The sequence below is a fragment of the Leucobacter komagatae genome, from assembly GCF_006716085.1.
In the GTDB taxonomy this organism is placed as follows: Bacteria; Actinomycetota; Actinomycetes; order Actinomycetales; family Microbacteriaceae; genus Leucobacter; species Leucobacter komagatae.
In genome coordinates this window covers 635,826-649,951 of sequence record NZ_VFON01000001.1, presented here as the reverse complement: position 1 = coordinate 649,951, position 14,126 = coordinate 635,826, and the positions used below count along the sequence as shown (strand labels likewise).

The following is a 14,126-nucleotide window of genomic DNA, read 5'->3' as shown; positions in this document are numbered from 1 at the left end:
GTGTGCACCTGTCTATCAGGAGGTGCCGCCACCATGACCACACACCGTGCTGCACGTACAGATTTCACTACCGGAGAAGGGCTCCGCACCCTTCTCACGCGAATCCACGAGGCGGGCCATGAGGCGTGGCGCACCGACCGTGATGTCGCGGCGCTCATGGACTACACGGCCACCAAGTATGCGCCGCTGGCGAGGAAGCACGGTTTGGATGCGTGGGAGGCCGCGTCGGCGGCGTTCGATGTGATGCGCACCCCGTCGGTGCTGCGCGCCAATGACCCCTGGGGCGTGATCACCCGCGCAGTACAGATCACCTGCATCGCGGAGGCACGCGCGAACGGGATGCTCTGCTCCACCCACCAAGCTCGCCGCCCGCACTACTCGGTGTTCCACGACGCTGAACGATTCAGCGACCGGGAGAATCCGCTCACCGATTACCATCCCGCGTTCCACCATCACGATGACGAGGACAGCGCTGATACTGCGTCACCGGAGAATGAACACGTGATGGCGGTCTCAGCGGTGAGCGACACGATCGCGCTGTTCGCTGTGCTCGGCTGGCCCGAAAGCACCGTCAAGGCGAGCGTTGAATACATTTGTGAACGCCTCGCCCGCGCCGGGAACCGTGCCACCGCGTTCGAGGCGCTGCGCCGTGATAAACACGCCCGCGCCCTCCTCGATCTTCCCGCCTCGTCTTGGCATGGGCTGCTGCGCACCGTGCTCGGAAACCCCGAACCGGTGTATGTCGGCACGTCGCTGGGTCGCGGGGTGCTGTTGCGGCTCCTGATCGGCGAACCGGTCCCGGTGCTGCTGCGGGATGACGAACTCGTGCTCACGATCACCGCTTCGATCCCGGTCAGGGGTGGTGGTCGTGAGTGAACGAGGCGGTTTCATCGAGCTGGAACGCACCGTCGAATCCATCACCGTCGGTGTCCGACACCGCACCGAGTACGGTGATCTCGCCCTACTGATCGCATCGATCGAGCGCGACGGGCTCCTACAACCGATCACCATCACCCCGGACGGGATGCTCGTGTGCGGAGCCAGGCGACTGGCAGCGATCACACAGCTCGGTTGGCGCACGGTGAATGTGTGGGTCCGGTCGGGGATCACCGACCGGCTCGGAGCACTGCTTGCCGAACAAGACGACAACGTCCTCCACAAGCCCCTCACCCCGACCGAGCAAGCGACCTTGTATCGGGAACTCAAAGACATCATGGCCGAAGATGCCGCACAACGGCAGGCGGCGACTCAGTTCGGGCCAGGTGGAAAACACGGCGGAGAGAGCGGTGATGCCAATTTGGCATCACCGTACACCGGGGAGGCAGGAGCATCGCGCGCACAGGCGGCGAGGATGGTCACCGGCCGCGCCTCTTACACGACGCTCGAACGCATCGCCCATCTCCAAACCCTTGCGGAGGACCCGGAGCAGACCGAGGAAGTGCGGCAACGCGCACGTGAGGAACTTGCCGCCATCGAGACCGGGTCCCCGGTCTACCCGGCATTCCAACGCATCAACGCCCAGACGTCTATAGCTGAGCTGGAGCGCATCGCGAACGACGCAGACGCTGATGAGGTCGCACGGCATCACGCGAGCGTCGCAGCCGACCACATTCGGCAGACCCCCGCCGACATGAAAACTGCCGAGTTGGAACGACTCGCCACCGAAGCCCTGCGCCGAGTAAAAGAACAAGCGAAGACGAAGAAGCCGCGACCACTTCGCCCCGCACCCGAGCAGGACGATCAGCCGGTGCCTCAGTTCCCAGTACGCGCATTCCGAGTCCTGTGGTCCGAAATGGCAAACTGGTGGCTGCACTACGACCCCGCCGACATCGCGCATGCGCTCACCGATGATGAACACGCCGCGTTCCAAGAAACGATCACCGGAACGAACGATTTCGCCCGCCAAGTTGCCGAGCATCGCGCCACAGCGAATACGGCACAAGACGCACCGGCGAAGGCGACCGCTTAACGCAGCTGGGCCCCAGGTGCACGTCGATGTGCACCTTAAGGGTATGAACTCTTCTGCTACGTCGAAGCATCGCCGCATCCTCATCGCCGCCATCGCAGGCACCCTCGCCCTGTTGGTGCTTGTCGGGATCGGTGTCTACGGACTGATCCGCGGCCCCTACACCCCAGACCCCGGCACCGATGACACCAACCAGACGGCCACCGCCACACCCACTCCGCGGACACCAGCTACGCAGGCGGTACCGCACCCGATTCGCGAGACCACTCGTCCCGAACTGTTCGCCAGCGATGTCGCAACGGCGCTGTTCACGTGGGATACAACCAGCGGCTACCAGTCCTCGGAATACGCGCAGATCATTGTCGATGTCGGTGACCCCTCAGGGATTGAAACTGCGGGTCTTGCCGCCGACATACGTGCATACCTTCCCTCGCCCGAACAATGGACGCAGCTGCGCACCCACCAAACATCCCAGTGGCTCACGATCGACGAACTTTTTGTGCCCGAGGCGTGGGCGGACGCCGAAGCCCAGGCTGCACCGGGGCAGCTGCTGCCCGGCACGACTGCTTTTACCGTGACCGGTATTCGGCATCGTGCTGGGCATTGGGGTGAGAACCCGGTCGAGACCGACCGGCCGGTGGCGTTCACGATGTTCATCACCTGCCAGCCCACCTTTGACCATTGCCGTCTGCTGCGGCTGTCCCGCGTCGACGCACCCCTGGACTGAAGGCGGGTGAACTGCCGTGCGTAAAATTCTTATCACTCTCGTCATCGCGGCCGTGTGTTTCGGACCCGCCGCCATGCTCCTGGGTATCGGGCTGGTTATGAATCCCGCCGCGCAAGCCTCATGCCTTCCTGGCATGTCCTTGTCGGTGGGACCGATTCCGGACTCACTTGCGGTGACGACGAAGAACGGGGAAAGATTCACACTGAACCGCACGCAACTCACGCATGCGGCCACGATCATCACCATCGGCGGGCAGACCGACGGCATCGACACCCGTGGGGTGACAATCGCGCTCATGGCAGCGCTCACCGAATCGACGCTCCGCCAACTCGCGAACACCGGCACCTACCCAGAGTCCGGGGACTATCCGAACGATGGCAACGGCTCCGACCACGATTCTCTCGGCTTGTTTCAGATGCGCCCACAGGCCGGGTGGGGGACGGTCGCAGACCTCATGGACACCACCTATCAAGCGCGTGCGTTCTACGGCGGACCAGCAGGGCCGAACTATCCGAGCCCGCGTGGGCTGCTCGACATTCCCGGCTGGCAACAGATGGACATGGGCGAAGCCGCCCAAGCCGTCGAAGTGAGCGCCTACCCCGATCGATACCAGAACTATCAACCGGTCGCCGAAGCGATCCTCACCGCACTCACCCGCCCCGCGCGCGGCAGCGGTGGTGAGACGGGGTCGGTGCCGGAGACCTCCCGTATCGTGTTCCCGCTCCCCGCTGGGACGTGGACGAAAACCAGCGAATGGGGGTGGCGATCAGACCCGTTCACCGGGGAACGCTCCTTTCACTCCGGTTCCGACTACGGGGCCTCCGATGGCACCCCGATCTACGCAGTAGCCGACGGTCACGTGCTCGTCGCCGAGTTCTCCGGCGGATATGGCGGGCTGATCGTCATCGAACACACCGTACGTGGCCAAGCGCTCCGCACGGCGTATGCGCACATGTGGGCACACGGCATCCACGTCACCCCCGGCCAGACCGTGACCGCAGGAACCCATATCGGTGATGTGGGTTCCTCTGGCCGCTCCACCGGAGCGCACCTGCATTTGGAGGTCCGCCCCGGCAGCACCGGCGGCGACACGATCGATGCCGACGCCTGGCTTGCCGAGCACGGCGCAACCGAAGCCGACGGCACCACCACTCCCGGTCCCGGCTGCGCCGCCGGTGGAGACGCCCCCGCACCTGGCGGCTTAACGGGTGAACCTGATGCGATGGTGGACGACCCCACCAGCAGCGGGCAGATCACAGTGCGGATGTCCCACGTTATGACCCAAACCCGAGCCGCGTTCCCCGACACTGGGTGGGGTTGCTACTCGCCACGGCCTGGCACCACATCCGAACATCCGCTCGGTCGTGCATGTGATGTGACGTTCGGAAACAGCATCGGCCAAGCCGCCACCGGGACCTCGCTCGAGAACGGGTGGGCGGTCACCAACTGGCTCAAAACCCATGCCGAAGCCCTCGGCGTGGAGTACCTGATCTGGCAGGGACAAATCTGGTCCCTCACCCACGACCCCCAAGGGTGGCGACCCTATAACGGTGGCGGCATGCACAACCCCACTGATGTCACCGGCGGGCACTTCGACCACCTCCACATCACCGTCAAACAAGGAGCCTGAACCCAAATGGATGTCTTTCCCGATTTCGGTGGCGTCGGCGGCACTCATGACCTGCGCGCCGTGATCGGCGCCCTGTTGACGTTCGTGCTCATCATCGCCGTGCTCATGCTGATCGTCTGCGGGGTCACCTGGGCGATTGCCACCGCCAACGGTCACCACCAAACCGCTACCAAAGCCCGCGCCGGGGCTTGGACCGCACTCGGAGCCGCCGTCCTCGCCGGTGGAGGCGTCGCCTGGATGAACTGGCTCTTGAGCCTCGGATCGACTCTTTAGGACGAGTCTGCGTCGTCGCCCCGGCTGACCTCACATTGATCGAGAAGCCGAGCAAGATAGCTATACGCAGAAAGCCGTTCCATTGCTTCCTGTTCGGACAGTTCATCGCGCGTATGTGTGGTGACGTTCCGAACGGTCAGGTTCAAGCCAGTAGCCAATCCGTTCAAGGCCTTTGCGAGAGGTTCCAGACCGCCACGCATGCTCTTTGTCGTCTTGTCCGCACTATCGCCGGGCCAAGCCAATTTCGGCTTGCCTGCCGTCGCTGCTCCTGGGGAGAGAGTTTGCTGCCAGAAAACCGTGTCATCGACATCATTACGCTCAAGCTTTGTTTTCCAATGGACCGTGAGCGCTTCGGATGCTTCTCGCACGGCTACCCGGTACTGGTGCGTTGTCCAGTGCGCGGCAGCAGCCGTCCACACCACGGTGTGGAGCTGAGCCGGGGAGAAACTAGGCAGCGACGTGTCGTCGCGAGCTTCAGCATCAATAATCATCGAATCCAGACGACCTTTGACGTTCGATGCCGTCATGCGCACATCACGCGGAGCAATCGGTGCTTTCGGGGAGGACATGAACGACCAGTTCGAGATCGGATCAATCAGCCCAAGCCCCTGCACTCCAATGTAGGCACCCGTAACAGCGACGGCACGTGCCGCCAGCCCCGCAGTCTCAGCAACATCCAATTCAAGGCGACGCACGTTGCCCTCATCTTGGCCGTCCTTTGACCACACGGTCGGCATGAGGCCTCTGGACTCCAAATGACTGGACTCAGTCTGTGTCACCATCCATGCGTCAAATGCTGACTCAAATTTTTCGACTGCATCACGTAGTCGACGCAGATAATCGGCACCGTATTCAGACAGCTGTTCGTCCTTTCGCTCTCACATCGTCATCGGCTCCAATCTCGGACTGCCGTTCCTTCCCCACGCTAGCCCGGACCTATGACATTGGCGGACGGCTCACCCGGTGATGGGTGCGCACCTGTTCTGGGAGAAGCGCTGTGCTTCCACGAACTGAAGGAGCCACCGTCGTGAACACTCTGACTTTCCTCACCGAAACCGCACCCGTCCTGTCAACGTTGCTTCCGATGCAGATCGACATCGACCCCAACAGTTCCGGGCTTCCCGGGATCAACCAGCTGCGCACCATCGTCGGTGCGGTCATGACCGTCGGCCTCATCCTCAGCGTGTTGGCGCTGATTGTGTCGGCGATCGTGTGGGGTTTCGGCGCGAACTCCTCCAACCCGCACCTGGCCGGGCGCGGGAAAGTCGGCGTCCTCGTCTCCTGCGGTGCGGCGATCATCTGCGGTGCCTCGGTGACGTTGATCAACTTCTTCTGGACCGTCGGTCAGTCCGTCTAAACCCACCCGTCTCGAATCAAATTCTGTAGGGAGTGATGTGCGGTGGGTGTATGCGATGTCCCCATCATCTCAACGGTCTGCGACGTCGCCGGTGAAGCGGCAGCCACACTGGTGTCAGCCCCGTTCGACTGGCTCGCCCAAGCCATGGGTGCCGCGGCCGGTTGGTTGTTCGAAGCCGCCTGGTCCGTGTTCGACACCACCACGCTCGTGGATGTATCCGACCCGGGCTATATCGGGGTGTACAACGTACTGTTCGGGGTGGCGGTGTTCATCATGCTGATCTTCTTCTGCCTACAACTGATCACCGGCCTCATCCGCCGAGACCCCACCGCCCTCACCCGTGCCGCGCTCGGGCTCGCTAAAGCCGTCCTTGGCTCGTTTGTGGCGATCGGTATCACTGGCCTGTTGTTGGAAATCACCGACCAATTGAGCGTCGGCATTGTGCAAGCCACCGGGAACACGATGGAAGGTATGGGCGACCGTATCGCCCTGCTGGCCGCGGGTCTCGTCGGTATCAACATCACAGCCCCCGGCGTGGGCGCGATCATCACGATCTTCCTTGCAGGACTTGCCATCAGTGCGGCAGCGATCGTCTGGTTCAGCCTGCTCGTACGAAAAGCGCTGCTGCTCGTGGCGATCGTGTTCGCACCCATCGCTCTATCGGGGTCTTCGTGGGATGCGACGAAGGGGTGGTTTTCCAAATGGGCGGCGTTCGTGATCGCGTTGATCGTCTCCAAGCTTGTGCTGGTGGTGATCTTCCTTGTCGCGATCACCCAAGTGTCTGCACCGATTGAAGCGGATCTGGCCTCCATCAGTGACCCCATTGCGGGGATTGTGCTGATGTTCATCGCCGCGTTCGCGCCCTATATGGCGTACAAATTCATCTCCTTCGTCGGCTTCGACATGTACCACGCGATGTCGAGTGAACAAGAAGCGAAGTCGGCGATGAACCGCCCCGTCCCCACACCTGCGAAACCGGCCGGTGAGGGACCCAAGAAGATCCTTGATGACGCCTCCGGCAGCAAGGGCGCAGGCAGTGGCGGGGCCGCACCGCCGAAGGCCACCGGTTCAACAGCGGGCACAGGAGCCACAGCCGGACAAGCAAGTAGTGGCACCGCTGGTGGTGCCACAGCAGGCACTGCCGGAAGCACCGGCGCAGGTGCCGGTGCTGGTGCGAGTGCCGGAGGTGCGGCAGCTGCTGGTCCTGCTGCCGCAGCGGTCGTTGCCGCGCAGGTCGTCAAGGGAGCCGCAACCGCCGGTCCCAAGGCAGGGTCTGCCATCGGCGGTCAGGCCGAAGCACACGCGGGAGCTGCGCAAGACACGCCCACACCCTCGCCGACACCGAACACCCCAGCAGCGCCCACGCCGCCATCACGCAGCGGACCCCCGACCCCCAATGCACCGCCAAAACCTGCGACCCCACCGCCACCATCGACGCCGAAGCCGAAAGAGTGAGTGATCATGGCTCGTAAACATGACCGAGATTCGACACGGACCGAGTACGAGTTATCGCCGGTGAAGTTCTCCCGCCTCACCCGCCGCGGTATCCTGCTCGGGCTCTCCTTGCCGCAGCTCATCACCCTCGCGGTCGCGGTGCTATCTGTGGTCGGGGCGCTCTATGCCGGTGGCGGCATCCTCCTCGCTTATACCGCCCCCATCTGGCTGGCGTGTGCGGTGTTGACGTGGGTGCCCGCAGGCGGCCGGAAACTCATCGAATGGGTCCCGGTCACTTTCCGGTGGGCCTGGCGCGTGACCGGCGGGCACCTCATCTATCGCCGCCGGGTGGTCAAACCCCGCCCAGCCGGGACCCTTGCCCTTCCCGGGGATGCGGCAGCGCTTCGGGAATATGTGGACCCTGAAACTGAGGCCGCGATGATCCACGACCCGCACCAGCACACCCTCACGGCGGTGATCGGCCTGTCACATCCCGCGTTCGTGCTCCTTGACCCAGGCGAGCAGGAACGCCGCGTCACCGCCTGGGGCAGAGTCCTTGCCACCACCTGTCGATCCGGCAGGATCGCCCGCCTCCAAGTCCTGGAACGCACGCTACCCGACTCCGGAACCGGCCTAGCCGAATGGTGGGACGCCCACGGGGATGCCGACGGGTCCTGGGCCGCCACCACCTATCAAGAACTGATCGAACGAGCTGGCCCCGCTGGGGAACGCCACGCCACCACTTTGTCTCTCGCTTTGGATATGAAAACCGCAGCCAGGCAGATCAGAACCGCTGGCGGTGGGCTTCGCGGTGCCGCAGCGGTGCTCCGGCAAGAGATGACCACGCTCCTCGCCGCGCTGCGTGCTGCCGACCTCACCGCCCGCGCCTGGCTCACCCCGGGTGAAGTCGCCGTCATCCTCCGTAGTGCCTATGATCCGGCGATCGCCGCCACCCTGGAACGGCACGGCGACCTGGGACGTGACCTCGCCACGGCGGGACCGGTTGCCGTCACCGAAACCTGGGACCAGCTGCGCTCGGACTCCGCGCACCACGCCGTGTTGTGGATCAGCGAATGGCCACGCTCTTTGGTGTATCCGGGATTCTTGGCCCCGGTGTTGCTGTCGACGGGGATTCACCGGTCGTTCTCGCTGATCTGCACCCCGATCCGTTCCGACCAGGCCGCCCGCGATATCCGCAAGAAAAAGACCGAATACATCAGCGACGCCGCCCAACGACAGAAGATCGGGCAGATCGAAGACGCCGGGCAAACCGCGGAATACCACGACGTACTGCAACAGGAGGCCGACCTGACCGCTGGGCACGGCATCCTGCGCTACACCGGCCTCATCAACATTTCCGCCCCCAGCACCGACGAACTCGAAGCCGCCGTCTCCGCGGTCGAACAGGCCGCGATCCAAGCATCGTGTGAGACCCGCCGACTCGTCGGTCAGCAAGCCGCCGCGTTCACCGTCGCCGCCCTACCGCTGGCACGAACGGTCTGACCCGAACAGCACGTGCTGTGCCCCCTCCGCCTTCTGGGTTGAGGGGGCACACCTGTTTGACGACCCATCACTTCGTCACGCAGAAAGGCACGCACCATGCCCACGTTTCAGGATCCGATCCACGACGCTGATGAGGCGTCCCAGGCATTGCGTGGTCTCGCGCACGCCACCCGTTCCTTCGATGACCCCGCCGCCACCTACGCGGTGATCGGTGACCTCCTCGGTGGTGCGCGTTCGCTCCGGCAGGTCCTGGACCAGCTCTCCCGAACGCATCTCACCCATCAGAACCGTGCCTTCAACGACGCCGGAAGCCACGAGGCAGGAGCACAGGCAGCGCTAGCCGCCGCCGATGCGTTGCATCAGGCCGCCACGTTGCTCGATGCCGTCGATACTCACCTCGACGCCGCCTCCCAAGCCTCCGGGAAGATCGCGTGGCACCCCGCCAGTACCCCTGAACCGGCGCATCGATATGTGTCCGTGGTGTTTCTCCAAGGTGAGGAAGCAGGCCGCGTGCTCGATCTGATCGGGGCCGACGGCACTGATGCTGCGATCGATCACCTCGCCGGTTGGGACTACGGCGAGGAAACCATGCAAGCGGCACTCGTCAACGGGTACGTCTACGACACCCCACCAACCGGGGCCCTCGATAGCACCGCCGAACGCGGCGAGTACGTGCTGACGTACAACCGAGATTTCGGACACGTCAGCCTCCTCAGATCCTTCACCCCCGAACCTGAACCAGCATCCGCGGTATCGGAGGCAGAAGCGGTCGGTCGTGACGCTCATATCACCGCCCGTGCGGATGCATTCGCCAATCCGTTCCGCTCCACCGTGGTGGCGGCAGTGATTCGGAACCGGGGGCTGGGACTGTGAACCGGAACGAGGAACGTCTCCATACCTCCGTGCTCGTTGGCCCCGAAGGTGAACGCCGCAAGCACCGTAAGGCCCGCAGACAGGCGGCCACCGCGATCCATACCGAGGAACGCCAGACACGCCTCACAGAAGCGAAAACACGGGCGGATGCCGAGCGTGAAGAACGCCGCAACACCCACTACCTGCCCAGTGCAGGCGAACCAGGCTCTGCGGCGCTGCGAACCCCGGGCCGTTTCCGGCTGCCCCGCCATCAAGATACCTCCGCCGCATTGGCCGGGGCCTACCCCTTTCTGGCTGAGGGCGGGCTCGGATCGCAGGGCGTGTTCGTGGGTCAGGATCTCTACTCCGGTGGCTCATTCGTGTATGACCCGTGGGTGCTCTACAAACAGGGCCTCATCACCGCCCCCAACGTGGTGCTGGCAGGCATCGTCGGTTCCGGCAAGTCATCGCTCGCGAAAAGCTTGTATACCCGCTCGATACCGTTCGGGCGGCGCGTCTATGTGCCCGGTGACCCGAAGGGTGAACACACTGCGGTCGCGGAAATGGTTGGAGGGAAAGCCATCGTCCTCGGTCACGGGCTGCGCAACCGGTTGAACCCGCTCGATGAAGGGCACCGCCCCTCCGGTCTCACGGACTTTGAGTGGACGACCCAGGTGGCGTCGCGTCGGAGGGATCTCATTGGTGCGTTGGCGGCGACCGTGCTGGAACGTTCGCTTTCGCCGTTGGAGCACACCGCCATTGATGTTGCACTTACTGCTGTCGTTAGCTCGAATGATGTTCCGATCTTGCCCATGGTGGTCGACCGCATTCTGACCCCTGATCCGGTGGATGATGAGGATGGCCGGTTGGCCGAAGATGGGCGACTGGTCGGCCACGCGCTGCGACGGCTGGTCGCCGGTGATCTCCAAGGTCTCTTCGATGGCCCATCCACGGTGACGTTCGACCCGTCGCTGCCGATGATCAGTCTCGATTTGTCGCGGGTAGCGGAGAACAGCACCCTGGTGTCGGTGCTGATGACCTGCTCCAGCGCATGGATGGAATCAGCGCTCATGGACCCCAATGGTGGGCAGCGGTGGGTTATCTACGACGAAGCCTGGCGGCTCATGTCCCACCCTGCGTTATTGAAGCGGATGGATGCGCAATGGCGGATGGCCCGTCATTACGGAATCGCGAACATGCTGATCTTCCACAAACTCACCGACCTTGACAACGTCGGCGATTCAGGTTCCGCGATGCGTGCCCTCGCCAGTTCTTTGCTGGCGAACGCGGAGACGCGGATCATTTATCGTCAAGAATCCGACCAGCTCGGTGTCACAGCCCGCACCTTGGGACTCACGGGTACCGAACAAAAGCTTCTCCCTGGGCTTGGTACCGGGCAGGGGCTCTGGAGGATCAAGGACCGTTCCTTCGTCATCCAACACCAGTTGCACCCAGATGAGCTGACCGCGTTCGACACCACCACCCGTATGACCGGCGGTACCAAATGAACGCCTCGAAACGCGACCGCATCAAACGAGCCTCCGCTCAAAGGGCGGCGGCCGAGTCTCCGGCCATGGTTCTGCTTCCTCACGTCATCGTCACCGTCAACTCCGACGGGACACTGACCGTCACGATCGACGGGGAATCCTTCGCTCCGGAGCCGTACGCTCCGCCGTGGCGACGCACGACTTTCGGCACTCTGATTGACCGGATTAGTGACCACCGACGCACGCCAGTACGCGTCGAGGTTCGCGAAACCGACGGCAGCGTGTTCACCGACATCATCACCCCCGCAAAGCAACACCCCACCCAGTTTGACCCGGTGCCGCAAGCCCCGAAACCGGCGGCACCTCCCGAATTGGTCGAAGTCACAGCTGATGGATTCGTGCCCGGCGAGGATGTCGCCGTTGCGATCATCATCACCCACACCGACGCCGCCCACACCGGCATCGCTCGCGCATTGCTCGAAGCCACCCAACTCAATGCGTCACCCACCGGTGAAGTAGTGCTTTTGGGACGAGTCTCCGGCACGTACGAGATCGTGAGCCGACGATGAACCGGCCAGGATCGACGACGATGAGTGACGGGATCGCGAATCTCGGCATCGGCCTTCTCATCAGTGCTGCCGCTCTCGCAGCTGTTCTTCGGGCAGCAGGCTCAGTCGCCGCGTTCCTCACGCACGCCTCGCAACCGGAAGCCGGAATCACCGCCGGACTCATGGTGCTCCTCAACCCCGCAGACCCGTCCACATCGCTCGATGCCGATGGGTTGCATCCCGTGGCATATTGGGTCACCACGGCCCTGATACTGACCATCGTCGCAGTGAGCGCGTGGTGGATATGGGCGAAACTCCGCGACCACTCACGCCACGCACACACTGACCCACGCAGACTGGAAGGCACCGCCACCAGTGCTGAAGTTGCCCGGGTCGCATCCGACAAGGCACTGATCAAACGAGCCGCAACGCTCCGTCCCTCACTTGATGCCCCGAAGCCATCCGATGTCGGTTACCTGCTCGGGCAGTCACGAGGCAAACGGGTCTGGGCGAGCGTTGAAGACTCGATCCTGCTTGTCGGGCCACCCCGCTCAGGCAAGGGCCTGCACGTGGTGATCAACGCGATCTTGGACGCGCCTGGGGCGGTCGTGACGACCTCGACCAGGCCAGATAACCTCACCGCCACTCTGAAAGCTCGCAAACACATTGGCCCGGTCGCGGTTTTCGATCCGCAACGACTTGCCGAAGGCCTCCCCGCAGGCCTGCGCTGGTCACCGGTGCGCGGGTGTGAGGACCCGTTGACGGCGATGATCCGCGCCGCCGGACTCGCCTCCGGCACCGGACTCTCGTCTGGCGGCGTCGAAGGCGGCGGGTTCTGGGAAGGCAAAACCCGCACCGCACTCCAAGCCCTCCTGCACGCCGCAGCACTCGACAACCGGTCACCGGCCGAGTTGTTCCGCTGGACCCTCGACCCGACCGCCGCCGCCGAAGCAGTTGCGATCCTCACCGGCTCCACCCAGGCCGCTGCCGGATGGGCAGAATCGCTCGAAGCGATGATCGACGCCGACCCGCGCACCCGGGACTCCATCTGGCAAGGCGTATCTCTCGCTCTTGCCGCGCTTGCTGACCCTCGCGTGCTCGATGCCGTGTCACCACGGACCGGTGAGCACTTCGACCCCGAAGCGTTCCTCACCCAATCGGGAACCCTCTACCTGTTGGCGACCGGTGCCGGAGCGGGAGCGTCCAGTGCATTGGTGGCAGCGCTCGTGGAAGACCTTGTTGAAACCGCCCGCCGCCTGGCGGCTCGTTCTGCCGGTGCTCGCATTGACCCACCAGTGTTGCTGGCGTTGGATGAGATCGGGAACCTGGCACCGCTCCCGTCTCTGCCGACGTTGATGGCTGAGGGCGGAGGCACCGGAATCACGACCATGCCGGTGCTCCAGTCGTTGGCGCAGGCGCGGGATAAGTGGGGTGAGAACGCCGCGAACGCGATTTGGGATGCCGCCATCGTGAAGATCATCCTCGGTGGGGCCTCCAACAGTCGTGACCTCCAAGACCTGTCCACCCTCATCGGTGAACGCGACGAATTCACCGATTCGACCACCATCGGTGATCACGGTACTCGCTCGAACCAGCGTTCCATCCGCCGGGTGCCGATCCTGCCACCGGACCGGCTCCGCACCTTGCCGTTTGGCACCGGGATCACCATGCTTCGCAGCGCACCACCCATTGTTACCAACCTTAGATCCTGGGTCACACGTGACGACGCGAAAACACTGCGCGCTGACCGGATCGAGATCGAAGCCCTTCTGCAACAACACCCGTAACTCGGCAAGCCGCCGGGAACAGGTGTGCACCTGTCTGACACGAGGCGGTGTTCGAACCATGAAAGCCGCCGCTGAACTGTCAGGAGGACAGGACCGATGGCTATTCACACGCAGCAGTCGTTCTCAGGCTTTGTTGCTTCGCAACCGCAACTGACCTACACCGAAAATGGCGATGCCCGGCTATTCCTCAAAGTAGGCAAGGAACACTACCAGAAAGAACAAGATGGATCGTTCACCGAGCTGGAGCCGACGTTTCACAATCTTGTAGCGTTCAAGGCTGCTGCTGAACAGGGGCACGCTCGCCTCGCGAAGGGTGACCGGTTCATCGCAGAAGGTTTCGTTCGCGAATACACCTACGAACGTGACGGGCAGACCGTCGAGGGTGAAGAATTCACGGCTCGAAGAGTCGGGCACGACATGGCCCGCACCCGATACGAGGTCGATCGCACACCGCGAGGCAAGGCAGCCGGACTAGAAGCGGCTTCCCGTGACGCATCCGCATTCGAACCTCCCAGTCACCCACGCTTCGGAGCGTCCTCAGCCGGTCTCGGCATCTGAGGCG

Annotated in this window: 14 protein-coding genes; 13 read left to right on the top strand and 1 reads right to left on the bottom strand. The window is 63.5% G+C overall.

The features are described 5' to 3' along the window. The first annotated feature begins 33 nt into the window (after positions 1–33). The 5 genes from FB468_RS02995 to FB468_RS02975 are packed head-to-tail and all read left to right on the top strand — an operon-like array spanning position 34 to position 4,596. Positions 34–876: a hypothetical protein gene (locus FB468_RS02995; protein ID WP_141886032.1), complete on the top strand. Its 843-nt coding sequence runs from the start codon at positions 34–36 to the stop codon at positions 874–876. Then, positions 860–1,969, top strand: coding sequence for a ParB N-terminal domain-containing protein (locus FB468_RS02990; protein ID WP_141886031.1), 1,110 nt, complete (start codon positions 860–862; stop codon positions 1,967–1,969). Before FB468_RS02995 ends, FB468_RS02990 begins: the two co-directional genes overlap by 17 nt. A 43-nt stretch (positions 1,970–2,012) precedes the next feature. Continuing rightward, positions 2,013–2,693: a hypothetical protein gene (locus FB468_RS02985; protein ID WP_170219608.1), complete on the top strand. Its 681-nt coding sequence runs from the start codon at positions 2,013–2,015 to the stop codon at positions 2,691–2,693. A 16-nt stretch (positions 2,694–2,709) separates the two neighbouring features. Further along, on the top strand, positions 2,710–4,323 hold the full coding sequence (locus FB468_RS02980; protein ID WP_425460805.1) for a M23 family metallopeptidase: 1,614 nt from the start codon (positions 2,710–2,712) through the stop codon (positions 4,321–4,323). A gap of 6 nt (positions 4,324–4,329) precedes the next feature. After that, entirely contained in the window at positions 4,330–4,596 is a 267-nt protein-coding gene (locus FB468_RS02975) for a DUF6112 family protein (protein WP_141886030.1), read from the top strand. Here the strand turns inward: FB468_RS02975 and FB468_RS02970 are convergent. After that, the gene (locus tag FB468_RS02970) at positions 4,593–5,333 is read right to left on the bottom strand and encodes a TIGR02391 family protein (protein ID WP_246055716.1); all 741 of its coding nucleotides are present in this window, start codon (positions 5,331–5,333) and stop codon (positions 4,593–4,595) included. The genes FB468_RS02975 and FB468_RS02970 overlap by 4 nt on opposite strands. 347 nt (positions 5,334–5,680) lie before the next feature. On the opposite strand from FB468_RS02970, the gene FB468_RS02965 reads away from it, so the two are divergent. From FB468_RS02965 to FB468_RS02930, 8 genes are all read left to right on the top strand, one after another. Then, entirely contained in the window at positions 5,681–5,953 is a 273-nt protein-coding gene (locus FB468_RS02965; protein WP_042543553.1) for a DUF6112 family protein, read from the top strand. A 42-nt stretch (positions 5,954–5,995) separates the two neighbouring features. Next, complete coding sequence (locus FB468_RS02960; protein WP_141886028.1) at positions 5,996–7,408, top strand: TrbL/VirB6 family protein; 1,413 nt, start codon at positions 5,996–5,998, stop codon at positions 7,406–7,408. 6 nt (positions 7,409–7,414) lie between these two features. Further along, positions 7,415–8,890: an SCO6880 family protein gene (locus FB468_RS02955; protein ID WP_141886027.1), complete on the top strand. Its 1,476-nt coding sequence runs from the start codon at positions 7,415–7,417 to the stop codon at positions 8,888–8,890. A 96-nt stretch (positions 8,891–8,986) separates the two neighbouring features. Continuing rightward, complete coding sequence (locus tag FB468_RS02950; protein ID WP_141886026.1) at positions 8,987–9,763, top strand: hypothetical protein; 777 nt, start codon at positions 8,987–8,989, stop codon at positions 9,761–9,763. Continuing rightward, complete coding sequence (locus FB468_RS02945) at positions 9,760–11,250, top strand: ATP-binding protein (protein WP_141886025.1); 1,491 nt, start codon at positions 9,760–9,762, stop codon at positions 11,248–11,250. Before FB468_RS02950 ends, FB468_RS02945 begins: the two co-directional genes overlap by 4 nt. 65 nt (positions 11,251–11,315) lie before the next feature. Beyond that, positions 11,316–11,798 (top strand): hypothetical protein, encoded by a 483-nt coding sequence (locus FB468_RS02940; protein WP_211359068.1) that lies wholly within the window; start codon positions 11,316–11,318, stop codon positions 11,796–11,798. Between the two features lie 20 nt (positions 11,799–11,818). Next, positions 11,819–13,564, top strand: coding sequence for a type IV secretory system conjugative DNA transfer family protein (locus FB468_RS02935; protein WP_246055715.1), 1,746 nt, complete (start codon positions 11,819–11,821; stop codon positions 13,562–13,564). 96 nt (positions 13,565–13,660) lie between these two features. Beyond that, the gene (locus FB468_RS02930; protein WP_141886023.1) at positions 13,661–14,122 is read left to right on the top strand and encodes a single-stranded DNA-binding protein; all 462 of its coding nucleotides are present in this window, start codon (positions 13,661–13,663) and stop codon (positions 14,120–14,122) included. Positions 14,123–14,126: the final 4 nt, after the last annotated feature.